Genomic DNA, 25,138 nt, shown 5'->3' with positions numbered 1-25,138 from the left:
CCGGCTGCGAAGGCATACGGGGTTGCACCTGGCCGCCGACGGCGGGCGATGGTCTGGGGTCTGGACGGCTGGCGGAACAAACCGAGGTCGAGGGGCGGAACTGCGTTGGCCGAGCGTTCACTGAAAACCGGGGAGATAACGAAGTGAAGAAGCAATCCGTGCATCCGCTTGCAGGCGGCGCCAGTCAACTGCGCCTGCTGCCCATCGCGATCGCGATGACGCTGTTCGTGGCCAGCCCGTCGCATGCGCAACCTGCACCGCAGGATGCGGACCAGACCGCGCAGGCTGCACCCGCAGCGAAGAAGGATTCGAAGGTCGTCGCAAAAAAGAAGAACGCTGCCACGACGGCGAACGAGAAGGAGGCGAAGCAGCTCACCGGCATGACCGTCAACGGCTACTCGTCCAGCCTGAACCGTGCGCAGAACATCAAGCGCTACGCCGACACCGTGGTCGACGCGATCTCGGCGCAGGACGCCGGCTCGCTGCCCGACCTGTCGGTGACCGAGGCCCTGCAACGCGTGCCTGGCGTGGCCGTCAGCGCCTTCGGCGTCGCTGCCGACCCGGACCATTTCTCGATCCAGGGTTCAGACATCAGCCTGCAGGGCCTGCCCTACACCAGCACGCTGTTCAACGGCCGCGAGGTGTTCTCCGCCGGCGGCGGCCAGGGACTCAACTTCTCGACGGTGTCGCCTGAACTGATCGGCTCGGTGGTGGTGAGCAAGAACCAGACGGCAGACATGATCGAAGGCGGCATCGCCGGCTCGATCAACCTGAACACGCGCATGCCCTTCGACAGCAACAAGGATACCCAGGCCTCCGTCACCTTCGGCGACTACTGGGGTGACCTGGCCAAGAAGGGCACGCCGCAGATCGCCGGCCTGTTCAGCCACAACTGGAATACCGGGATCGGCCGCTTCGGTTTCCTCGCCAACGTGGCCTACGACCGCATCGACCAGACCGACAATGCGATTTCCGTGGTCGATTACCAGCGGCGCTGCAATGGCTGCAACCTGCCGGGCGGCAGAACCGACGCCTTTCCCGGCCTTGCACCGGACGAATATCGCTACGTGCCGGTCGGCGGCGATCTTCGCCACCAGGACGAGACCAGCACGCGCTTTGGCCATGCACTGGCCCTGCAATGGGAAAGCCCGGACAAGACCTGGCAGGCCGCGCTGATATGGAATCGGGCATCGGATTCCGAAACCACCTTCGAGCACACCCTGCAGGCATCGACGGATGGTTGCAACGGCCAGACGCTGGCCGGTTGTGCAGTGCCGCTGGCGGGCACCACGCCGGTGTACGACGCCAACGGGGTATTCCAGTCCGGCACCATCTCGGGCGACCCGGCCGCATCGACCTTCCTGCCGTTCACCTATGGCGGCGTGCCGACGCAGCTCGATACCGCCGCTTTCAAGCGGCGTTATGTGACCAACGACTACGCCTTCAACCTGAAGTGGAACGTCAATGATCGGCTGCACCTCAGCCTGGACGCGCAGGACACCCATTCCGATTACTCGGATTCCTACTACTACATCCGCCAGATGACCCAGGCGAACTGGTACGTCGCCACGCACGGCGACAACGTACCCACGATCAGACTGTTGTCGCCCGATCCCAACGAAACGACGGCCCAGTATTTCGCCAACCCCAACAATACCTATTGGTCAGCGGCACAGGATCACCAGGAGAAGTCCTGGGGCAACCAGCGCGCCTTCCGCCTGGACGGCAGCTTCGACATGGACAAGGGCCCGCTGGACAACATCCAGTTCGGCTTCCGGCACAGCGACCAGAAAGAAACGCTGTATTCCTCGCCATACAGCTACTTCTGGGACATCAGCACGCCCTACGCTGGCGGGAATGGTCTGGCGGTCACGGCCGCAAACACACCCGCCTACGTTTCCCCGTACCACGTCAACCTGCCGGCCTTCGGCAACGGCGATTTCGGCGTGGTCGCACCCTTCTTCAACCTGAATCCGCAGTCGCAATTCTGGCAATCCGTCGCCGCGATGAAGCAGATCAACCAGCAGTCGCTGGCCATCAATCCGGGCTGGAGCTGGTGGAGTCCCTATTACACCAACTACGAACGCGACCAGTACGGCTATACCTTCGTGCCCGGCACGCATTACCTGCCGCAGGAAATCTCCTCCAACGGGGAGAAGACCAACGCCACCTATCTCCGCCTGAACTTCAGCAACGGCAACCTGGATTTCCTGAGCGGCCTGCAAATCAGCGGCAACATCGGCGTGCGCTACGTGCATACCCAGGACGATGCCGCGGGCTACATGCTGCTGCCGGACATGAAGCAGGCTCTCGGCAACGCCACCGTCGCGCAGTATTGCCAGGGCGTAACGAAGAACGGCACCCAACCAGCCTCGCCGGGCACGTTCTGCGCGCTCACCTCGGCGCAGCAGCAGCAATACGTGACCTTCGCCAACGGCGGATACAGCCCGATAAAGGCCAGCAACGGCTACGGCAACTGGCTGCCCAGCTTCAATCTGTCGATCGGCTGGACGGACGACCTCATCACTCGCTTCGCATTCTCCGAGTCGATCTTCCGGCCGGCGCTCAACCAGCTGGAGGCCGGCCAGTCGATCAGCGGACTGCTGCCTTACGGCACCAATGGCAGCACCGAGCCGACGGTGGGCAACGGCTACAACGGCACGAACCCGTACCTCAAGCCCATCACGGCGCACAATTTCGACCTGACCCAGGAGTGGTATTTCGGCAACGCCGGTTCGCTGACCGGCATGCTGTTCTGGAAGCAGTTGAACCACACCATCCAGTACATCACCAACGTGGTGGACACCACGGTGACGAACAACGGCGTGACCTATCCGGAGCAGTACACAGCGGGCCTGGCCAACCTCGACCAGAAGGGCAGCGTGGGCGGGGCGGAACTGGCCTACCAGCAGAAGTTCGATTTCCTGCCTGGTTGGCTGTCCGGCTTCGGCGTGCAGACCAACTACACCTACATCAAGCCGCATGGATTGGCCTTCGGCGTGGTCAACTACTGCCCCGCCACGTATCTGCCGGCCACGCAGTGCGTCAACCAGCTCAAGCTGCCGCCCGGCGAATTGTCCCGCGATACCTTCAACTTCACCGCGTATTACGAAAAAGGCCCGCTGTCGGCACGACTGGCGTGGAACTGGCGCTCGCAGTTCCTGATCACGGGCCAGGAGGCGGATTATCCGTTCCTGCCGGTCATGGCCGAGTCCCAAGGCAAGCTGGACGGATCGCTGATCTATGCGATCAACCCGCACGTCAAGGTGGCACTGCAGGTATCCAACCTGTTGAACTCGACGTTCAAGAGCCGCGAGATCATCGACACCAACGGCACCACCGTGCCCAAGGGCTTCTTCCGCGACGACACCCGTTACAACCTCAGCCTGCGCGCGGACTTCTGACCGGGCCCGTGCAACAGGCTCCCGCCATGGCGCATGCCGGACCACGTGCCATGGCGGGATGGCGACACAACATGGCGAGTTCCCCAGTTGCCGCCATTCCCGCGAAAGCGGGAGTGGCGGCCTTGTTCGCCTGCCTGCTGCTCACCGCGTCCACGGCAACGCCTGCGCACGTGGCAACCACGATGCCCGCGACATCCGGGATTGCAGCGCTCGAGCGTGCAGGCTGCGACGCCATCGCCGTGCGTGTCGATGCGCTGCCGGGCAACACTCCGGTACTACTACGCAGCTACGACAGCAGGCGCGGGCAAGACGCGCCCGCCCTGCTGCCACTGCATTCGGCGGCGTTTACTTACGACAACGCGCTCGCCGTCATCGCCCTGCTCGCCTGCGGCAGGCGGCCACAGGCGGAACGCATCGGCGAAGCGCTGCGCCTCGCGGCCATGCATGACACGCGCCTGCGCGATGCGTATCGCGCGGGTGCCGTCGCAGGCGACAAGCCCTTGCCGAACGGCTGGCAGGATGCGCGGCGCAAGCAATGGGTCGATGCCGCGCACCAGTACTCCGGCGCATACCAGGACGGCAGCTCCTGCGGGAACGTCGCGTGGACCGCGCTGGCGTTGCTGGCGCTGCACGACGCCACCGGCGAGACGCGCTGGCGCGATGCCGCCGTGCATCTCGCCAACTGGGTCGTCGCCCACGCGTCGGACGCGCACGGCGCGGCCGGCTTCCACGGCGGCATAGAGTCCTACCTGCAGGTGCCACGCAAGGCATCGTGGAAATCGACCGAGCACAACATCGACCTGGCCGCGATGTTCGCGTGGCTGGCCCGGATCTCCGCACCCGGCGACGACTGGAACGCGCAGGCGAAGCGCGCCCGTGATTTCGTCGCGCAGCAATGGGATGCCGCGAGCGGGCATTTCTGGACGGGCACCGAAGGCGACGGCGTGACGCCGCTGCGCTCGCCGTCCGCCCTCGATGTGCAGCTCTGGGCGCAACTCCTGCCGAATGCGCCGAAAGCATGGCGGCGCGCGCTGGGCTGGATCGAACGCAGGCATGCAGTCAACGGCGGTTACGCCTTCACCGATGCCCGCGACGGCATGTGGACGGAAGGCACCGCGCAGGCCGCGCTCGCCTGGCGATGGGTCGGCGACGAGGCCAAGGCGGACACGCTGTTCAACGCGATTGCGCAGCAAGCCTCGCCGGGCGGCTTCCTCTACGCCACGCCCGAGCCACGCATCGTGGCGCTGTATGCCTGGTACTACCACCGGCCATGCCTTGCCGCGACGGCATGGGCCGTGATCGCCGCATCGAATCGCAACCCGTACCTGCCGAGTCACGCGTTTGCCACCCGGCACCCGCGATGAGCATGCATCCAATCTGTTCCGGAAAAACGAAGGGGACGTCATGGCACTTCACAAGACCCGCATTGCTTCCTTGATCGGCATCGCCCTGCTGGCCTTCGGCGGGACATGCGCCGCCGCGAACGCAAGCGGCGACGCGCGCCCGTGGATGAACGCCAAACTGACGCCCGACCAGCGCGCCGACCTCGTGCTGAAGGCGATGACGCAGGACGAGAAATTCCGCCTGATCCGCGTCGACTTCGGCGACACCGAGAACGGCCACGTCATGGCGCCGGGCGCACTGGGTTCGGCCGGCTACGGTCCTGCGATCGCGCGGCTGGGCCTGCCGGCCATCCAGGAAAGCGACGCCGGCCTCGGCGTAGCCAAGCCGCACAAGCTTGGCGCCACCGCCCTGCCCTCGGGCCTGGCCACCGCGGCCAGCTTCGATCCGGCGATCGCCCGTGAAGGCGGCGCGATGATAGGCGGCGAGGCGCACCGCCGCGGCTTCAACGTGATGCTGGCCGGCGGCGTGGACCTGGTGCGTGACCCGCGCAACGGCCGCAATTTCGAATACGCGGGCGAGGACCCGCTGCTGGCCGGCGTGATCGCCGGCAACGCCATCGCCGGCATCCAGAGCCAGCACCTCGTCTCCACCATCAAGCACTACGCGCTCAACGACCTGGAAACCGACCGCACCACGCTGAGCGCGAACATCGACAAGGCCGCCGCGCGCGAGTCCGACCTGCTCGCCTTCGAGATCGCCATCGCCACCGGCCACCCGGGCTCGGTGATGTGCTCCTACAACCGCATCAACGCGGTATATGCCTGCGAGGACGACTGGCTGCTCAACCAGGTGCTGAAGCGCGATTGGCACTACCCCGGCTTCGTGATGTCGGACTGGGGCGCGGTCCACAGCGCCGCGAAATCCGCGCTGGCCGGACTGGACCAGGAATCGGCCGGCGAGACCTTCGACAAGGAGGTGTACTTCGACCAGCCGCTGCGTGCCGCGGTGGCTTCCGGCCAGGTGCCGCAGTCGCGCATCGACGACATGGCCCGGCGCATCCTGCGCAGCCTGTTCGCAGCCGGCGTGATCGATCATCCCGCCAAGCAATCGCCCATCGACTTCGCCGCCGACCGCAAGGTGGCGCAGCGCGCCGAGGAAGCCGGCGCGGTGCTGCTGCGCAACCAGGACGCGTTGCTGCCGCTGTCCACCGTGCAGTCCGTGGCCGTGATCGGCGGTCATGCCGACAAGGGCGTGCTGACCGGCGGCGGTTCCTCCGCAGTGCAGTCGCCGCAAGGCAATGCGGTGCCGGGCCTGCCACCATCCGAATGGCCGGGCCCGCGCATCTACCAGCCGTCCGCACCGCTGGTCGCGATCAGGCACCGCGCGCACGGCACGGTGAGCTACGCCAGCGGCGAAGACATCGCCGCCGCCGCGAAGCTGGCGGCACAATCGAAAGTGGCCGTGGTGTTCGTCGAGCAGTGGGTGGCGGAAAGCTTCGACACGCCACACCTCGCCCTGTCGGGCAACCAGGATGCGCTGGTGGCAACGGTGGCGAAGGCCAACCCGCACACCATCGTGGTGCTGGAAAACAACGGCCCGGTCGCGATGCCGTGGCTGGACAAGGCCGGCGCCGTGCTGGAAGCGTGGTACCCCGGTGCGGCCGGCGGCGAGGCGATCGCGCGGCTGCTGTACGGCGAGGTCGATCCCTCCGGCCGCCTGCCGCTGACCTGGCCGCGCGACGAATCGCAACTGCCGCGCCCGGCCATCCCAGGCGCCGGCCTGGCGTCGATCGGCCTCACGCCGCAGGGCCAGCCGGCGCAGGACGTGGACTACAACATCGAAGGCGCCGACGTGGGCTACCGCTGGTACCAGCGCCAGCAGCTCGAACCGCTGTTCCCGTTCGGCTACGGCCTCACTTACACGCACTTCGACTACAGCGGCTTCAATCCGCATGTGGAAAACGGCAAGCTCACCGCCTCGTTCACCGTCACCAATCGCGGCGCACGAACCGGCGTGGACGTGCCGCAGCTCTACGTGACCCTGCCCGGTTTGAACAATGCACGGCGACTGGCCGCCTGGTGCCGCGTCAGCCTGAAGCCCGGCCAGTCCGCGCATCTCACAGCCATCGCCGACCCACGCCTGCTGGCGAAGTTCGACGGCAAGAGCCAGCACTGGCAGCAGCCCGCCGGCGACTACCAGCTGCAACTGGGCCACTCGGCGACCTCGTTCCAGGGCGAAGGCAAGGTGACGCTCACTGCAGTCTCCTGGGGCGCCGACGCATCGCCCCCGGGTGCACCTCAACCCTGTGTGACGGATAACCGCTGAGCCGGCACACCATATCGGGATGTCAAACGAGAGCACGTTTCGCCAACTTGGGTAACTCTGCCCTACCCCAATAACACAGGCTATCCGTGTTGCACTTGTTGAGCCCGGGCTTACGCGCACATCGTTCGAAGAAAACCTGACGCGCGCGGACCAACCTCTTCCGGCGTATGCCAACGAACGGTTGCGCAGCGAAAGCCTAATGCGCAAGGGGGTCGAAGCAGGCGATCCGCCGCGGGTCGTCGCCGACACGGTGGTCAAGGCTGCGACCGTCCGGCAACCGAAGCTGCGCTATTCCGCAGCCAAGCAATCGCGCCAAGTCCGGTCCCTTCGCCGTTTCATGCCGGAACGTTTGGTCGACAGCATCCTCCGCAAGTGCAACGGACTTCCAGCGTAGTCACGCGAAGTCACTGTCAGTCGGAAGCGCGGTGTGACGACTCAACTAGCCAACCCGGCCAGGTTGGCATTCCCGTTGACCGCTACCAACCGCTGGGCCTTCTCGATCAAGCCCGATTGCTCGCCGCATAACGCGCGGGGGTATCGGCGCGAGGGTGCGTCTTCGCTTATCGAACGTCGCGCCGACCTGTCGAAGCTATGGTGTCGGATTCAGTCGGTCGATGTAACGCCGTTTTTGCTTCGCGCCACCTGCGACGCACGCGGGCCATGCGTCGATCACGGCACCGCACGCAAAAAACGGATAACCATGGTCAAATCAGTCACATGGTATCGATCAGTGAAAGGCCGGCCGAAGCGGATGACCGGGCTGTGCCAGGCCATTGGGAGGGTGACCTACTGTTCGGCGGCAGGAATACCCAGATCGCCGCACTGGTGGAACGCCAGACGCGCTACGTGATGCTAGTGAAGGTGTCGGGCAAGGACACCGAGACTGTCGTCGGTGCTGATCAAGCATACCCACCATCTACCGCGGGAACTCTATCGGTCGCTCACCTGGGATCGAGGCAAGGAATTGGCCGACCATCGCCGTTTCACATTGGCCACGGACATCCAGGTTTACTTCTGTGACCCGCAAAGCCCTTGGCAGCGCGGATCGAACGAGAACACCAACGGTCTCTTGAGGCAGTATTTCCCCAAGGGGCGGACCTGTCGGGACACAAGCAGGCTCAGCTCAACGCCGCAGCAAGGCGTTTGAACGAGTGGCCAAGGAAAACCCTAGACTACGAAACACCGGCGGAGCGATTTCATCGACTCGTTGCATCGGCCGGCTGAATCCGTAGTCGAAAGCAGACGCTGGCCCTACCCCGATAACTTCCCCTAATCACCCACTCTTCCGCCCATAAAAGAATTCGGGTTACGCAACATTCTGTACACGCTCGTCGCTCGCAGGCAGTTCGAACACCACACGCAAGCCCCCACCCTCTGCGCGCGGCTCCGCATAGATGCGCCCGTTGTGCAGCTGGATGATGCTGCGACAGATGGCCAGGCCCAAGCCGCTACCACGATCTTCCTCGCTGCTCTGGTGGAAGCGCACGAAGCGTTCGAAGGCACGCTCGCACTGATCACGGGTCAGGCCCGGCCCCTCATCCTCAATGCTGACGCGCCAGTAACGAGGTACAAATTCCGACCGCAGTGTGATCAAGCCGCCTGGCGGCGAGGCCCGCAGGGCGTTGGTAAGAATGTTGAGGACGACCTGCCGCAGCCAGCGTTCCTCGAACGCGACCCAACCTTCGCCGCGACACGTGCAGCGCAGGCGTCGTCCCTGGTGCTCAGCCAAGGCGCAGACATCCTGTTCGAAGCTCTGCAGAAAGCGGTGCGGATTCTGCACGACAAGATTCATGTGGATACCCTGAGCCTCGGCGCGCGAGAGAAACAGCAACTCATCCACCATCTGGTTGATGCGCGCCAGCTCTTCCAGCTGCACCTGCACGGCATCCTCCTGCGCCGAACTCAGGTTGCCGTCGACCAGCAGTTTTTCGGCATGCAGTCGCACCAGTGACAGGGGCGTCTTGAGCTCGTGGGACACCTCGGCGCTGAACTGGCGAACTTGATTGAAGGAGGACTCGAGCCGGTCGAACATCTGGTTCAACAGCCGGGCTAGATCGGAAATCTCATCGTCGATACCGGTGACGCTGATGCGTTCGGTAAGGTTGTCGGAGCGTATGCGGTTGGCTGTCTCGCCGATCAGTCGAACCGGACGCAGCATCATGCGGGAAAGTCCCAGTCCGATCACCATGCTGGCCAGGATCATGCCTAATAGCAGCGCCAGGCTGACTTCGGTATAGGCCACCATGGCGCGCTGCATCTGGCCCACCGGTGTACCGATGCTGACGTCGAACGGCGGCAGCAAGAACTCTGCGATGCGCAATTCGCCGACACCGGGCATCTTGCCATTGAAGACCCGTTTGTCCTTCACGTCAGGCAACGGGTTGCCGGCCAGGTTCTTGGAACGGAAAAGGTTGCCATGCCCTGGCGCATCAATGCTGATGTAGAAGAGCACCGATGCGTATTCCGTGGTCTGGCGGATCCGCTCGTCGATAGTCGCCGGGTTCAACGTCGCGTAGTCCGGCCCCAGACGTGCCTTTATCTGCCGGAATTCAGTGGCGTTCAGCAGATCCAGGTCATGAATCATGTAGCCCTGAAGCAGGTGATAGCCGGCAGTGAACAGGCAGGCCAGCGTGAGCGTGACGCTCAGCACGAACCAGAACGTGATGCGCGCCCCGATCGATTTCATACCAGCTGATAGCCGACGCCTCGCAGTGTCTTGAACAGCGGCTCGCCCAGGCCGGCTTCCAGCTTGTTGCGCAGCCGGCTCATGTAGACATCCAGCAAGTTGGTGTCGGCCAACCCGGGCCAGATACGCTCGGAAATGTACGAACGCGTAAGCGTGCGTCCCGCGTTCTGCATGAAGATCTCCAGCAGAGCGAATTCGCGACTGGTCAGATCCACCGGCTGCTCTTTCAGCTTGACGGTGTGGCCGAGCAGGTCGATTCGCACGCAACGGTGGGTGATGACCGTTTGCTTGACCGTCGACTGGCGGCGCAACAGGGAACGCACGTGGGCCAGCAGCTCATCGAAGCTGAAAGGCTTGGGCAAGTAATCGTCGGCGCCGATGTCCAGACCCTTGATACGGTCCTCCACCGTGTCGCGCGCGCTGAGGATCAGCACCGCTTCGTTGAAGCCCGAACGGCGCCACTCGGCGAGCAGATGCAGGCCATCGCCGTCAGGCAGGCTCAGGTCGAGGATGATCACGTCGTAGTTGGTATCGGCCAGCGCATCACGGGCCTCCCTGCAGGTGCCGACCCAGCACACCGTGTAGGCGCATTCGCTGAGCCCCTGCTTGAGAAACTGGCCAAGGCGCTGCTGGTCTTCGACGATGAGAATTTTCATGGCGCACCTGTCTGCCGACATCGCGCGATGAGTGTATGCCAGCCTTGAACGCAACTGGTGACGCGACGCACAAAGCATATGCGCGCCGGAGCGTCGCTCCATGCTCCAGAGCGCGAGGGGAATCCATGCCTATGTCGCGCCGCGGCGCGACAGGCGCTGCCTCTATGCTGATCTGAAAGAATTTTAAGAATCGTTACAGGTATCCGTCAGGTGGCTGCCCTAGTGTCCATGCCACGCAGCTCCGGGTCGTGCGGAAGGGGAAAAAGGGGCAATCGGTGGTGCTGCGTCCGTTGCTATCCACCCCGCCAGCGCCATCCCGTACGGCACGTCGACACCCGCTTCATTTCGCATCCATCGTCGAGGACGGAATCCATGGTTCGTTACGCAATGCTCCTGGCCACTACCCTGCTGGCGCCGCCGCTGCTGGCGCAGACGACCGCACCGAATTACGCCCAGCACCTGGTGGACGAAACGCTCGCCGCGCACCCGGACATCGCCATCATGGCGATGCACGTGACGCCGCCCAAGCAGACCGTCAACGTCATCATCGCCTCCAACATCGGCCGCATCGGCAAGCCGGCCGATTCCGACGACATGGGCGTGGTCAACACCGGCAAGCCGGTGCTGGAGGTGAACAAGGAGGGCGACCACTTCGAGGTCGAGGTGCCGCTGAAGGACGTCACCGATGACACGGTGGGCGCGCTGAGCATCGTCTATCCCTACGCCGCCGGCGACGACAAGGCCGCGCTGGCGAAGAAGGCCGAGGTGGTGCGCGATCAGCTGCGACGCCGCATCTCCAACGTCGCCAACCTGACTCAGCCCTACGCGTTCGACTCCAGCGTGCCTACCCACACCTATGCGCAACAACTGGTCGACCAGACCATGGCCGCGCATCCGAAGCTGCTGATCCTGATGCTGCACATCGTGCCGCCGGGCAAGAGCGTCAACATGGTGGTGGGTTCGAGCATCGGCCGCATCGGCAAGCAGGCCGACGACGACGACATGCGCGCCATCAACACCGGCATCCCCAACCTGGAGGTCAACGGCCACCGCTTCGAGGTGGAGGCGCGCCTGCTCGACGCCAGCGGCAAGACCATCGGTGCGATAGGCATCGTGTTCCCGTACAAGCCGGGCGACGACAAGGATGCGCTGAAGCGCGAAGGGTTCGCGATCCGCGACGAACTGCGCAAGAAGATTCCCTCGCTTGCCGGGCTGATGCAGCCGGTGCCGGCGGCCAAGGTGGCCGACCTCCACCCCACTGCCACGCTGATCGGGCGCAGCACCGGCTGGAAGCCCGGCTACTCGGGCGACTTCGACCACTTCGGCTATGACCTGAAGGGCAACCGCCTGTGGCTGGCGGCGGAGGACCACGGCACGCTGGAGCTGCTCAACCTGCGCACCGGCCGGCATGAGCGCACCCTCACCGGCGTCGAGACGCCGCACGCGATCATCTACCTGCCCAAGGCCAACCGCCTGATCGTCACCGACAGCGGCAAGGGCATGACCAAGGTGTTCGACGCCACCACCTACAAGGTGGTCAGCCACATCGCCCTGGAGCCGGGTGCGGATTCGGCCGAGCTCGATCCTTCCACCGGCCATCTGTACATCGTCACTGGCGGCAAGGACGTGGGCATGAAGGACTGCTTCCTCAACGAGGTCGATCCGCTCACCGGGCATGTGTACAACAAGCTGCGCTTCGACTCCGATCACACCGAGGCGGTGAAGGCCGAGCAGCACGGCAACCGCCTGTTCGTGAATGTCGCCGACCACGACGAAGTGGACGTGGTGGACAAGAAGACCTTCAAGGTGATCGCACGCTGGCCGCTGAGCGGCGCGAAGACCAACCTGAGCATGGCGCTGGACGAGGCCGACCACCGCCTGTTCGTGGGCACCCGCAGCCCCAGCAAGCTGTTCGTGCTGAACACCGATACGGGCGCCACCGTAGCGACGCTCGATGCCCCGGCAACCTCGGACGGACTGTTCTGGGACAGCGTCAGGAGGCGCGTGTATCTGCCCGGCGGCGACGGCGACCTTGGCGTGTACCAGCAGGTGACGCCGGACCTTTATGCCACGCGGCCGCGCATTCCCAGCGCCGTCGGTGCGAAGTCCGGCATCGTGGTGCCGGAGCTGAACCGCCTCTACCTGGCCGCCTCGCCCGGCGAGCACGGCAAGGGCGGCGAAGTGCTCTGGTTCGCGCTGGGCAAGTAGGGGCCGGCCGATGCCTTCGTCCACCCAGTTCAGCCGCCCACGACAGCGTGGACTCCAGGCTATGGCGACCGCGCTGCTGTGCCTGGCGGTGCTGCCGGTATCCGGCCACGCCGCCAGCTTCTATCGGCTGCAATCGGCCGTGACCTTGCCGGGCAAGGCCCCGGCGTGGGACTACCTCAGCTATGACGCCGCGCGCTCGTACCTGTTCATCGGCCGCCGCCACGACGGCGTCACCGTGTTCGACGTGGCGACGCACAAGGTGGTGGCCGCCATCGCCGACTCCGCCGGTGCAAACAAGGCGATCCTGGTGCCGTCGCTGGGGCTGGGCTACACCGTCAACGGTGACGGCTCGACCACCGAGTTCGAGCTCAAGTCGCTGAAGACGATGCGGCGCATCCACTTCGGCAACGACGCCGATGCCGGCAGTTTCGAGCCGGTGACCGGGCAGTTGATATTCACCATGGGCGACAGCGGGAAAGTCGCCTTCATGGACGCCCGCAGCGGCAAGCCGGTGGCGACGCTGCCGATGTCCAGCCATCACATTGAGGCATCGGCGCCAGACGGCCACGGCAACCTGTTCGTGGCCGAGCGCGATCGCGATGCGGTGGTGCGCATCGACGCCCGCACGCACGCGGTCACCGCCACCTGGCCGACCGCGCCGTGCCACCAGCCCACCGGACTGGACTACGACCCGGCGAGCCGGCGCATCTTTGTCGGCTGCCGCAGCGACCAGCCGCTGCTGGCCGTGCTGAACGCGGAAAGCGGCGCCGTGGTGGCCAGCCTGCCGATCGGCCGCGGCAACGACGGCGTGGCGTTCGATCCGGCCACGCACCGCATATACGCCGCCAACGGGCTGGACGCCGACCTGATGGTGATCGACCAGCAGAGCCCCGACCGCTACCGCCTGGAGCAGGCCGTAACCACCCGTCCGATGGCGCGCACGCTGGCGCTCGATCCGCAGCGCGGCCGCGTCTACCTGGTCGCCGCCGAGGGGGGCGTCGATCCGGCAAGGAAGGTAGATACCGCGGTGGCGCCGTTCTATCCGAACTTCTATTTCGACAATAGCTTCACCGTACTGACCTACCGAGAGAACTGAAACAGACATCGAATGGCAGTTGCCGCGTAGCGCCCGGGGGATGGAGATCAATGAATGAGGAATGGGGCTCGCTGCGCGAATTGCCGGGGACTGGACACGACATCACTGTTGGGGGAGACATCACATGCACGACTATCCACGCAAGGCGCTGTTCGGCGCGCTGATCATCGGCCTCGGCCTGACCGGCCACGCCATGGCCGCGACGCCCCAAAGCGCAGACGCGGGCACGCTTACCAAGCAAAAGCAGGCGACCACCACGGCCACCAAATCGCCCAAGGTCGCCAATCTGAACCAGGTCACAGTGACCGGCACCTTGCTGCCGATCGATCCGAACGCCGCGGCCGTTCCAGTTACGACGCTCGATGCCGGCGATCTTCGCCAGACCGGTGTCTCGACCAACATGCTCGACGCCTTGCGCAAGGCCATTCCCGCCTTCGCCGGCCGCAGCAACGCGGGCGCGAGCAACGCGCAGAACCGCAACCAGTTCACCGCCGGCGGCTCGCAGGTCGAACTGCGCAACCTGCCGACGCTGGTGCTGGTCAACGGCCGGCGTATGGCGCTGGATGGGGTCGCCGGCCTGAGCGGCAGCAAGAACTTCGTCGACATCAGCCAGATCCCGGCCGCCGCGCTGGAGCGGGTCGACGTGCTCACCGACGGCGCTTCCTCGCTCTACGGTGCCGACGCCGTCGGCGGCGTGGTGAACTTCATCCTCAAGCGCGACTACCACGGCGTGACGGTCGGCGCGCATTACGGCGCGGCGGACGGTGGCTACAAGGATCGCTCGGCCTACGTGACGTTCGGCGGCGACATCGGTCCGGTGAACATCACGGCCACCGTCAGCGATGCGAGGACCAGCCCACTTTTCCAGAGTGCACGCTCGTTCACCAGCCCGATGTACGGCGTCGTTCCAGGCACGGGCCTGCCGGGCGTCGTCGCTGGCGGCAACTACGTGCTGGCGCCCGGGCTGCTCACGCCGCCCGTGCCGACCGGCGCCGCCGCGACCGCCGGCAGCTACGCGGCCCTGTCGCCGAGCGTCTACACAACCACCAGCGCGGCACAGCTATCCAAGGGATTCGACTATTCCAAATACGCCATGCTCCTGCAGCGGCAGGAGCACAAGAACCTCGTCGTGAACATGACCTCGCAGCCTTTCACCGAGGACCAGATCGAGGCCTCCGGCGACCTGTTGATCTCGCAGAACAAGGTCCAATCAACCGCCTGGGCGGCTGCGGGCCAACCCTTCTCCCATGTCACGCTGACCGTTCCGGCCGGCACGCCCTACAACCCGCTGACCACCGCCGCGACGGGCGTGACCTTCGCCGACATGTCGCGACCCAAGCAGGTGTTCGACACCACCGATGCCTATCGCTTCTCCTTCGGACTCAAGGGCAACCTGCCCTACTCCTGGACCTGGCATACCAGCGTCGATTACAGCGAGAGCAAGCTGACGGAGCGCGACACCAACCTGATTTTTACGCCCAATCTGGCGCGGGCCGTCGCCGGCGGATACGACTCCAACGGCAACGCGGTGGCAGACGGCGCCTACGGCATGGTCTACGGCGGCTATTCGATCGACAACCCGCTCGTGCTGCAGCCGGCGCTCAATCCGTTCGCGGTGACCGGCAACCCGGCGGCCGCGCTGGCCAACGTGCTCGGCACGGAGATGCTGCACGGCGACAGCAAGCTCTACTCCTGGGATGCGCACGCCGTCGGCAAACTGTTCGAGCTGCCTGCGGGGCAGGTAAACCTCGCCGTCGGTGTCAGCTGGCGGCGTGAAGAGGTTTCCGGCCATGCCGACCCGAATGGTCGCGTCACCGATCCTGTCAGCGGCTCCACCGCCGGCAACGACCAGAACTGGAGCGGCGGCCTGTTCACCGATCCCTTCAGTCACGGCCGCAACGTGAGCGCGGTGTACGCCGAGACGTTGATCCCGATCACCTCGAGCAGCATGGGCATCCCCGGCCTGCACCAATTCGACCTCACCGCCGCCAGTCGCTTCGAGCACTACAGTGACGCCGGCAGCAAGAACTCGCCGAAGCTCGGCTTCCGCTGGGAGCCCTTCGACAACCAGCTCGTGCTTCATGGCACCTTTACGAAGTCCTTCGCCGCGCCACCGCTTTATCAGGCCTACGGGCCATTCGACACCCGCCCGGTGACCGACCGCCTCATCGGCATCGTGTTCGGGTCGCAATACGCCGTCGGAAACACCTTCAACGGCGAAGACGGCGTCAACCCGTCGCTCAAGCCATCCACCTCGATGTCGCGCTCCATCGGTTTCGAATTCCATCCGAACTTCATCAAGGGCCTGACGCTCACCGCGGACTATTCTTCGATCACCGTGCGCGGTTTCCCGGGTGGCGCGGACTTCACCACCATCATGCAATCGGTCAACGCGTTGGGTTCGGCGTCGCGCTACTTCGACAGCGTCAGCACGGGCAACTTCACCAACCTCGGCGGTACCGATCCCTTCGGGACCCCGGGCTCGCTGAAGGCGTTCCTCACCAATCCGGCCACCGGCCTGCCCGATCCGAGCAAGTATTCACAGCTCTACGTCATCGACAAATTCCGCAACCAGAGCGTGTTGATCGAGCACTCCTGGATGCTGGGACTGGATTACGATCTTCCCACGGCGCATTACGGAACCTGGGAGTTCTCCAGCAAGGGGATGCTGTTCAACTCGTACAAGTTCCAGCGCTTCGCAGGCAGCTCATACCAGCAGTACGCCAGCAACGCCAGCAACATCGGCGTGTTCGCCGGGACGCTGCCGAAGGCAAGCTTCTACTCGACGCTCGACTGGTCCTACGGAAACCTGGACCTCATGCTGGCGAATACCTACATCTCCTACGTCAATGACGCGGGCGCCGCCGGCACCCTCCCGGGTATCCGGGTGCCGAGCTATACCGTGTGGGATCTGCACGGTTCGTACACTTGGACGCCCGAGGGCTTGGCGAGCGACAAGAGCATCACGCTGTCGCTTGGCGTGAACAACCTCGACAACAAAATGCCACCGATCTTCCCGCGCGCCTTCACCAACCAGTTCACCACCAGCGATATCGGCACGTACTCGCCCATCGGCCGGCTGATCTATGGAGACGTGAAGGTGACCTTCTGAGGATGGCAGGCGACCCGGACGCTGCGTCCGCCCGGGTTCCATTCCGCCTCTCGCTCCGGTCGAATCCTGATGTCGAACTCCCCCGCGATCTCGCCGGTGCCGTGCACTGCCCGACCGGGATCAATCCCACCGCTGACAGGTGAACAACGTGTCTGAAATTGCCTCCGCCAGGATCGCCGCCCGCCTCGACCGGCTGCCGCCATCGCGCACGATATGGAAGATCGTTCTGTGGATCTCGCTGGGCGGCGTGTTCGAGTTCTACGACCTGTTCTTCACCGCCTACGTTGCTCCGGGCATGATGAAATCGGGTCTCTTCACATCGCAATCGTTGGGCTTTTTCGCAAGCCTGGACTCGATCAAGATCGCCGGTTTCGGAACCTTCGTCTTCAGCACCTTCGCGGGCCTGTGGGTGGGCGTGGTGCTGTTCGGCCATATGGCGGACCGCTACGGCCGGCGGCCGGTGTTCACCTGGTCGCTGGTGTGGTACGTGGCCTGCACCGCGATCATGGCGTTTCAGCACAGCGGCGAAATGCTGAACGTCTGGCGCTTCATCGCCGGCGTGGGTTTCGCGGTACAGCTGGTCACCATCGACACCTATATCTCCGAACTGATCCCCGGTGCGGAGCGTGGCCGCGCGTTCTCCGTCAACCAGTTCATCACGTTCGCCGTGGTGCCGCTGGTGGCGCTGCTGGCCTGGCTGCTGGTGCCCCTCAGCCCGCTGGGCATCGACGGCTGGCGCTGGGTGGTGCTGATCGGCTCGATGGGCGCCGTGCTGGTATGGCTGCTGGTGCAGGGGATTCCGGAGAGCCCGCGCTGGCTGGCCCTGCAGGGTCGCACCGACGAGGCGGAAGCCATCATGGCGGCGATCGAGCAGCGGGTGGTCGCGGAGACGGGCAAGCCGCTGCCGCCGCCTGCGCTGGCGCATGCTGAGGAGACCGGCCGCGGGCACTTCGGCGAGATCTTCTCGCCGCAATACCGCAAGCGCACTCTGATGCTGTCGGTATTCAACATGGCCCAAGTCATCGGCTTCTATGGCTTCGCGGCATGGGTACCGACCCTGCTGATAGCGCGCGGCATCACCATCACGCACAGCCTCGAATACTCCTTCATCATCGCCATCGCCAATCCCCTGGGGCCGCTACTCGGCGTGCTCTTTGCCGACCGCATCGAGCGCAAGCTGCAGATCATGCTGGGCCTGATGTTGATGGGCCTGAGCATGCTGGCCTTCGCCATGGCGGACAACCCGGTCGCGCTGATCGCGCTCGGTGTGGTGTTCACGCTGGCGGCCAACGTGATGTCGTATGCGTACCACAACTACCAGGCAGAGCTTTATCCGACTCGCATACGCTCCAGAGCGGTGGGCTTCGTCTATTCGTGGAGCCGCATTGCGGCCGCATTTGCCGGCTTGGCCGTCGGGTATCTGCTCCATGCAGGTGGCGTGCTGGCAGTGGCGATGTTCATCGCAATCGCCATGGTGGTCGGCATTGCAATGATCGGCATTTTTGGCCCGCAGACCAAGGGTGTGGCACTGGAAGAAATCAGCCACTGAAGTTTTAAGACTTTCCTGGGGAAGACGTCGGAGATGCACGCCTACGTACGGCGAGCCTAATGGAAGATGGGAAACCCGAAAACCTTCCCTCAACCCAACACATGGAAATGAGAAATCCCCGACTGGTGCCTTTCTTCGTGCCGATGGCTCGGCGGCCCTGCATAGGTAGCAGCTGTTCCTGAACAGGTTCGATCGAAAGCGCGACTGCCCTACCCCGATAACACAGGCTAATCGCCCTCCGCCACCCTTGTTGGTGCCGGCCTGTCAAAGATCATTTGCGAGTCTTGACGGCTACTTCCAGGCTGGTAGAACCACTCAAAAGCGGGGGAACATCGCAGGGAGTAGCGGGCCTGAAGTGCGCCGCGTCGTGGAATTCGGAGCGCGTGGGTTTCACGCGCTTTCGGTCGGGGCGATGAAGCAGCCTAGAGCCGGGGTTGCGTGATTCGCAGCCTGGATTTGCCCAGCATAGGCTTCAACGGGAAATAGGCCTGGTGCGTGCTGCCGTCCACGGCGACGACGTGGGCATTCGGGCCCAGCACCGCGGTAGCGATCGGTCGAACGGCCTGCCCAGTGACCTTGAAGATCGACACCTCGCCGGATTCACCGGCCACGTAGAGCCAGCCGAGCGAAGCATCGAAGGCCAGGACATCCGGATCATCGGCAACGTCGAAGCTGGCCCGCACCTTTCGACTGGTCAGATCCAGCACCAGCAACTTGCTGTTGTCCTCACAGGCGATGAAGGCCAGACGTGAGGCGCCATCGATGTAGAGGCCGTGATTGCCGACGGCACCGGGAAGGCTGATCCGGCTGATCACCTTGTCGGTAGCCGGATCGATTTCCACCAGCTGCCTGCGGGTCTGCACGTTCGCGAAAATGTGCCGGGTGACCGGATCGTACTGGGTGTTGCCCACCTCGCCGCCCAGCGGGATCGTGGCCACCCGGGCGTTCGACCGCACGTCGATCACGGTGTCGGTGCCACCGTGTTCATCGGAGACATACAGCTTGTGCACGTCCGGGGCATAGGCCATGCCGTCCGGATAATCCCCCGCGGGGGCGCGTGCGATGATCTTGAAGGTTTTCGCGTCGATCGCGACCACTTCATCGGCGCCGGTCGCCGACGCATACACCCGATCCAGCTCTGGCACGTACAGCACGCCGTGGACGGAGCTGACGTCGGGAATGGTCGCCACCACCTTGCGCTGGGCGGTGTCGAACACGACGACGGCGCTGTCGCCCAGGTGCGCCAGGAAAAGAAGATGGCTTCGTTGGTCGAGGCTGGCGTAGTCCCAGCGCGTGGCTCTGCCGGGCAACGGCACCTCCGCGAGCGTGGTCAGCGGCAACCGGCTGCCTGGGCCGCCCGGACCAGCCGCGCTACTGCATGCGGGGGTGGCCACGAACAAGACCGCAAAGGCCATCAGGGACGTCAAGCCCGGGCGGAGGGTGCGATCTGTCTCGATGTTCATGCGCCGGCACTCGTGTCCAAAGCACCCATGCTACGCGCCAGGTGCGTTGCCATGGGAACCACCGGTCACGCCTCCGCGACTGCCGTCGCGCCAGCGCGCCGTTCTGCTGCAGCCCTGTCCGCCGTTGCAAGCGAGCCTCCTAACGTTTTAGGAAAATCCCCCCTTCAGCTCGATCATGTTGCCCTGCGGGTCGTACAGGTAGATCGACGGGCCTTCGCCTCTCGCACCATAGCGCGAACCCAGCTCGCCAATGCGCACGCCATGCGCCTGCAGGTGCGCCAGGATCGCCGCCTCGTCGTAGTCCTCCACGCGCAGGCACAGGTGATCCATGTTGTGGCCTTCCCTGCCCGGCGCGGCGCCACCATGGCGGCCGAGCTTGCCGTCGATGGCTACCAGGTCGATCAGCGAGGCGCCGGCGCGCAGCTGCACCAGGCCGATCTCGTCCTGCCGGCGTTCCTCGCGGCAGCCGAGTACCTCGCAGTAGAAGCGTTGCATGGCCGCGATGTCGATGGCGCGCAACACCACGTGGTCGATTTCGCCGATACGGATCATGGGAGCTCCGGTGGGCCGGGGAATGGGGCATCCGAGCATAACGCGGGAGCGTTCCTGAACCGCATCCAGGCAGGCAGCAACACGCGCCGCCCGCCTGTATAATCGCCGCGGTAAACGCATGGTGGGAGAAGCAGGCGGCCCCAGACCGGGGACGCCCGCTGCCGAAGACGCAACGCCCGTAATCGCTCAGGCTCCCATACCACCACGCGCAAACACTCTGGAGAGACCGGTTGAATCCGGCGCCGAAGGGGCACGAAGCGCAGCCAGCGCGCTTCCAAACTCTCAGGCAAAAGGACAGAGGGGCGCCCCGCGTGCGGCACGGCACGCGAGTCTTCGGATGCCCACTCATGAGCCACAACCCCACTCCTTCCCTGCGCGACCTCGAACACCACGGCGCGTTCATCGAACGCCACATCGGCCCGGACGACGCCGAGATCGCGCAGATGCTGCGCGTCATCGGCCACGATTCGCTGGAGTCGATGACCGACGCCATCGTCCCCGGCTCGATCAAGTCCGCCGCCCCGCTGGCGTTGCCGCAGGCGGTCACCGAAGAGGAGGCGCTGGCGAAGATCCGCGCCATCGCCGACCGGAACGAGGTGTTCCGCAGCTTCATCGGCCAGGGCTACTACGGCACCCTCACGCCGAACGTCATCCTGCGCAACATCCTGGAGAACCCGGCCTGGTACACCGCGTACACGCCGTACCAGGCGGAGATTTCGCAGGGCCGCATGGAGGCGCTGATCAACTTCCAGACGATGTGCGCCGACCTCACCGGGATGGAGATCGCCAACGCCTCGCTGCTGGACGAAGCCACTGCCGCGGCCGAGGCGATGACCCTGGCCAAGCGCTCGTGCAAGTCGAAGTCGAACGTGTTCTTCGTGTCGAACGGCGTGCACCCGCAGACGCTGGAAGTGGTGCGCACGCGCGCCGAACCGCTGGGCATCGAGCTGGTGGTCGGCGCCGATAGCGATGCGGCCGGCACCGAGGCGTTCGGCGTGCTGCTGCAGTACCCGGACACCTTCGGCAGCATCAACGATTATCGGGCGATTGCCGACGCCGTGCATGCGCGTGGCGGCCTGGTCGCGGTGGCCACCGACCTGCTGGCGTTGACCCTGATCGCGGCCCCCGGTGAATGGGGCGCGGACATCGTGGTCGGCAACTCGCAGCGCTTCGGCGTGCCGTTCGGCAACGGCGGCCCGCATGCCGCCTTCATGGCCTGCCGCGATGCGTACAAGCGCTCGATGCCGGGCCGCCTGATCGGCGTGTCGATCGACGCCGAAGGCAAGGCCGCCTACCGCCTCACCCTGCAGACCCGCGAGCAGCACATCCGTCGCGAGAAGGCCACTTCCAACATCTGCACCGCGCAGGTGCTGCTGGCAGTGATGGCCAGCATGTACGCGGTCTACCACGGCCCGGAAGGGCTGACCCGCATCGCCCGCCGCACGCATCGTCTCAGCGCGATCCTCGCGGCATCGCTGCGCCAGGCCGGCGTCAAGGTGGGCGCAAACTTCTTCGACACCCTGCACATCACCGACGTCGATGCCGACGCCGTGCACGCACGTGCCGAAACGCTGCATATCAACTTGCGCCAGATCCACGGTACCTGCATCGGCATCAGCCTCGACGAGACCACCACCCGTGCCGAAGTGATCGCACTGGCTGGCCTGTTCGGTGCCGAGATCGACAATATCGACGAGCTGGACGCTGCCACGGCCGACGCCCTGCCCGCCGCGCTGCTGCGTCAGACTGACTTCCTCACCCATCCGGTGTTCAACACGCACCACAGCGAGCACGAGTTGCTGCGCTACATGCGCGCGCTGGCCGACAAGGACCTGGCGATGGATCGCACGATGATCCCGCTGGGTTCGTGCACCATGAAGCTCAACGCCACCGCCGAGATGATCCCGATCACCTGGCCGGAGTTCGGCAACATCCACCCGCTGGCGCCGACCTCGCAGACCACCGGCTACAAGGAACTGATCGACGGCCTTGAGGCGATGCTGGTCGAATGCACCGGCTACGACGCAGTAAGCCTGCAGCCGAACTCCGGCGCACAGGGTGAGTACGCCGGCCTGCTGGCGATCCGTGCGTATCACCGTTCGCGCAACGAAGCCCATCGCGACATCTGCCTGATCCCCGAGTCCGCCCACGGCACCAACCCGGCTTCCGCCCACCTGTGCGGCATGAGCGTGGTGGTGACCAAGTGCGATGCCAATGGCAACGTCGACGTCGAGGACATCCGCCGCGCCGCGGAGAAATATTCCGACCGCCTCGCCGCGCTGATGATCACCTACCCGTCCACGCATGGCGTGTTCGAGGAAGATATCGTGGCGATCTGCGACATCGTCCACCAGCACGGCGGCCAGGTGTACACCGACGGCGCCAACATGAACGCGCTGGTCGGCGTGGCCAAGCCCGGCAAGTGGGGCTCGGACGTGTCGCACCTGAACCTGCACAAGACGTTCTGCATCCCGCACGGCGGCGGCGGCCCGGGCGTGGGTCCGTGCGCGGTGAAGTCGCATCTCGCGCCGTTCCTGCCGAGGAAGCTCGGTGAAGAAAGCGCAGTCGGCATGGTGAGCGCGGCCAGCTTCGGCTCGGCCAGCATCCTGCCGATCAGCTGGATGTACATCACCATGATGGGCCAGCAGGGCCTGCGCAAGGCGACCCAGGTCGCCCTGCTCAACGCCAACTACATCGCGAAGCGGCTGGCAGCGCACTACCCCACCCTGTACACCGGCCGCAACGGGCTGGTGGCGCATGAATGCATCCTCGACCTGCGTCCGCTCAAGGACGCCACCGGCATCGGTGCGGAGGACGTGGCGAAGCGGCTGATCGACTTCGGCTTCCACGCGCCGACGCTGAGCTTCCCGGTGTCCGGCACCTTGATGGTGGAACCGACCGAGAGCGAATCGCAGATCGAGCTGGACCGTTTCATCGACGCGATGATCCAGATCCGCGACGAGATCCGCGCGATCGAGGAAGGCAAGCTGGACCGCGAGGACAACCCGCTGAAGAACGCCCCGCACACCGCAACCATGGTCAGCGCCAGCGAGTGGACCCACGCCTACCCGCGCGAACTGGCCGCCTTCCCGCTGGCCAGCCTGAAGCTGCAGAAGTACTGGTCGCCGGTGGCTCGCGTCGACAACGTCTACGGCGACAAGAACATCATGTGCGCCTGCATCCCGGTGGATGCGTACAAGGAAGAAGCCGAGGCATAAGCCGCTTCGGCGGCTCGCCCAGGCAGGACGGAAAAGGCCCCGCATGCGGGGCCTTTTTATGTACGGGCGGCAACGCCGCGGCGACATCAATCCGGGGGCGACATGCTCATCTCGAACGAGGTGTAGAACGGCGCGTGCGGTGGAGCGAACAACGAGAGCACGCGCAGCCGCTTCTCGAAACAGACGGCAAAATCGGAGTCGCCCTCCCGCCATGTCGCGACCACCTTGCCGGCTGCGTCCAGTTCCACGACGACGACAAACGGAGGCATGCCCGCCGGTCCCATGGCCCGTGCACACGCCGGGGCGATCCGGTCGATGGCTGCACCCTGCGATTCGAGAAGGGCGTCCGACTGGGTTTTCGACACCGAAGCCTCGTCGCGATCGGCAAGCGCCTTGGCCTCGGCGTAGGACTGGGCCGCTGCAAAAACCGGGAACGCCGAAACGGCGAGCGCCGCGAAAAGAAGGATTCTGCGCACGTCGACCTCCACGCTTCCATCAAATACCGAGGCCGCCCGGCTACCCTGCCACGATGCGGTTGCGCCCCTGCTGCTTGGCCTGGTACAGCCGCTTGTCCACCGTGTCGATGAACGGCCGCAACTCGTCGTCGTGGCCCGGGATCATGGTGCACACACCAACGCTGATCGTCAGCAGCGAGTCGATCGGCGATGACTCGTGCGGGATCTGCTCGGCCAGGAGCAGCTCGCGGCAGCGTTCGGCCAGCTTGCCGGCAGAGGCCTCGTCGGTTTCAGGCAGCACCAGCACGAATTCCTCGCCGCCGAAGCGGGCCAGCAAATCGCGCGCACGCGTGCCCGCCGAATTCAGCACCCGTGCCACGTGCTTCAGGCAGGTGTCGCCTTCCAGGTGGCCGTAGCGGTCGTTGTACTGCTTGAAATAGTCGATGTCGATCATCAGCAGCGACAGCGGCTGGCGGTTGCGCCGCGCGTTGCTCCATTCGAGCTCGATGATCGCGTCGAAGCGCCGGCGATTGGCAACACCGGTCAGGCCATCGCGGAAGGAAAGCTCTTCCATCTCTTTCTGCAGGCTGATCAGCTGCTGCTCGGTGCGCTTGCGCTCGCTGATGTCGAACATGAAGCCGATCAGCGAGTCGACCGTGCCGTCGGGGTTGCGCACCACGTGCACCACGTCGCGGATCCACACGTAGTGGCCATCGCGGGTCAGCGCGCGGTAGTCGGCCTCGTGGTCCACCCCCGCCTGCGACTGCGCCACGCAGAAATCCACCACCCAGTCGCGGTCCTCCGGATGCATGCGGCTGGCCCAGTCAGCCACGCCCACCCAGCTCGACGGCGCCCAACCCAGCAACACCTCGATCTGCGGCCCGATATAGGCGAACTGCTTGCTGTCCCAGTCGATCTTCCACGGGATCGCCCGGGTCGATTCCAGCAGCGTCTTGTAGACGGCACTGCCGGGTCCTGCCTTGCTTTCAAAATCGACCATTGCCTTCGGACTCGAGCAGAACGGAAATATGCCGGGAGATGCCTGGGCCGCCTATCCATAACGCAGGCGC

The 25,138-nt window shown here is 64.9% G+C and carries 14 protein-coding genes, 1 pseudogene and 1 riboswitch; of the genes and pseudogenes, 9 read left to right on the top strand and 6 right to left on the bottom strand.

Annotation, left to right across the window (positions count from 1 at the left end):
* Positions 1 to 143 precede the first annotated feature (143 nt).
* The 4 genes and pseudogenes from QQA13_RS07540 to QQA13_RS07525 all read left to right on the top strand — a co-directional run.
* Entirely contained in the window at positions 144 to 3,404 is a 3,261-nt protein-coding gene (locus QQA13_RS07540; protein WP_108472300.1) for a TonB-dependent receptor, read from the top strand.
* 26 nt (positions 3,405 to 3,430) lie between these two features.
* Positions 3,431 to 4,768 carry a hypothetical protein gene (locus tag QQA13_RS07535; protein WP_234411362.1) on the top strand — a complete coding sequence of 446 codons (1,338 nt, stop codon included), beginning with the start codon at positions 3,431 to 3,433 and terminating at the stop codon, positions 4,766 to 4,768.
* A gap of 40 nt (positions 4,769 to 4,808) precedes the next feature.
* Complete coding sequence (locus tag QQA13_RS07530) at positions 4,809 to 7,073, top strand: beta-glucosidase (protein ID WP_108472301.1); 2,265 nt, start codon at positions 4,809 to 4,811, stop codon at positions 7,071 to 7,073.
* A gap of 633 nt (positions 7,074 to 7,706) precedes the next feature.
* Positions 7,707 to 8,297: pseudogene (locus QQA13_RS07525) on the top strand (IS30 family transposase); the annotation flags it as partial.
* An 82-nt stretch (positions 8,298 to 8,379) separates the two neighbouring features.
* Here QQA13_RS07525 and QQA13_RS07520 read toward each other — a convergent pair.
* Entirely contained in the window at positions 8,380 to 9,759 is a 1,380-nt protein-coding gene (locus tag QQA13_RS07520; protein ID WP_108472302.1) for a HAMP domain-containing sensor histidine kinase, read from the bottom strand.
* Complete coding sequence (locus QQA13_RS07515; RefSeq protein ID WP_108472303.1) at positions 9,756 to 10,415, bottom strand: response regulator transcription factor; 660 nt, start codon at positions 10,413 to 10,415, stop codon at positions 9,756 to 9,758. Before QQA13_RS07515 ends, QQA13_RS07520 begins: the two co-directional genes overlap by 4 nt.
* A 372-nt stretch (positions 10,416 to 10,787) precedes the next feature.
* On the opposite strand from QQA13_RS07515, the gene QQA13_RS07510 reads away from it, so the two are divergent.
* From QQA13_RS07510 to QQA13_RS07495, 4 genes are all read left to right on the top strand, one after another.
* A complete protein-coding gene (locus QQA13_RS07510; protein ID WP_286042668.1) occupies positions 10,788 to 12,623 on the top strand; it encodes a YncE family protein in 1,836 nt (611 codons plus the stop codon).
* Between the two features lie 61 nt (positions 12,624 to 12,684).
* A complete protein-coding gene (locus tag QQA13_RS07505; protein WP_108472305.1) occupies positions 12,685 to 13,719 on the top strand; it encodes a YncE family protein in 1,035 nt (344 codons plus the stop codon).
* 124 nt (positions 13,720 to 13,843) lie between these two features.
* Entirely contained in the window at positions 13,844 to 16,831 is a 2,988-nt protein-coding gene (locus QQA13_RS07500) for a TonB-dependent receptor plug domain-containing protein (RefSeq protein WP_159082204.1), read from the top strand.
* A 148-nt stretch (positions 16,832 to 16,979) separates the two neighbouring features.
* Positions 16,980 to 18,380, top strand: a complete 1,401-nt coding sequence (locus QQA13_RS07495; RefSeq protein WP_108472355.1) for an MFS transporter — start codon at positions 16,980 to 16,982, stop codon at positions 18,378 to 18,380.
* Positions 18,381 to 18,802: 422 nt separating this feature from the next.
* Here QQA13_RS07495 and QQA13_RS07490 read toward each other — a convergent pair whose 3' ends face one another.
* Positions 18,803 to 19,843, bottom strand: coding sequence for a YncE family protein (locus QQA13_RS07490; RefSeq protein WP_234411363.1), 1,041 nt, complete (start codon positions 19,841 to 19,843; stop codon positions 18,803 to 18,805).
* Positions 19,844 to 19,990: 147 nt separating this feature from the next.
* Positions 19,991 to 20,395, bottom strand: a complete 405-nt coding sequence (locus QQA13_RS07485; RefSeq protein WP_108472307.1) for a VOC family protein — start codon at positions 20,393 to 20,395, stop codon at positions 19,991 to 19,993.
* Between the two features lie 207 nt (positions 20,396 to 20,602).
* A riboswitch (glycine riboswitch) is annotated at positions 20,603 to 20,703 on the top strand.
* Between the two features lie 39 nt (positions 20,704 to 20,742).
* Here QQA13_RS07485 and gcvP point away from each other — a divergent pair.
* Positions 20,743 to 23,613, top strand: coding sequence for an aminomethyl-transferring glycine dehydrogenase (gcvP, locus tag QQA13_RS07480; RefSeq protein ID WP_108472308.1), 2,871 nt, complete (start codon positions 20,743 to 20,745; stop codon positions 23,611 to 23,613).
* 86 nt (positions 23,614 to 23,699) lie between these two features.
* Here gcvP and QQA13_RS07475 read toward each other — a convergent pair whose 3' ends face one another.
* A complete protein-coding gene (locus QQA13_RS07475) occupies positions 23,700 to 24,101 on the bottom strand; it encodes a hypothetical protein (RefSeq protein ID WP_234411364.1) in 402 nt (133 codons plus the stop codon).
* Between the two features lie 28 nt (positions 24,102 to 24,129).
* Positions 24,130 to 25,068: a GGDEF domain-containing protein gene (locus QQA13_RS07470; protein ID WP_108472309.1), complete on the bottom strand. Its 939-nt coding sequence runs from the start codon at positions 25,066 to 25,068 to the stop codon at positions 24,130 to 24,132.
* Between the last annotated feature and the right edge of the window lie 70 nt (positions 25,069 to 25,138).

Source organism: Rhodanobacter thiooxydans, assembly GCF_030291135.1.
GTDB lineage: Bacteria > Pseudomonadota > Gammaproteobacteria > Xanthomonadales > Rhodanobacteraceae > Rhodanobacter > Rhodanobacter thiooxydans_A.
The sequence above is the reverse complement of the archived record's forward strand: the minus strand, read 5'-3'. Positions and strand labels throughout refer to the sequence as shown.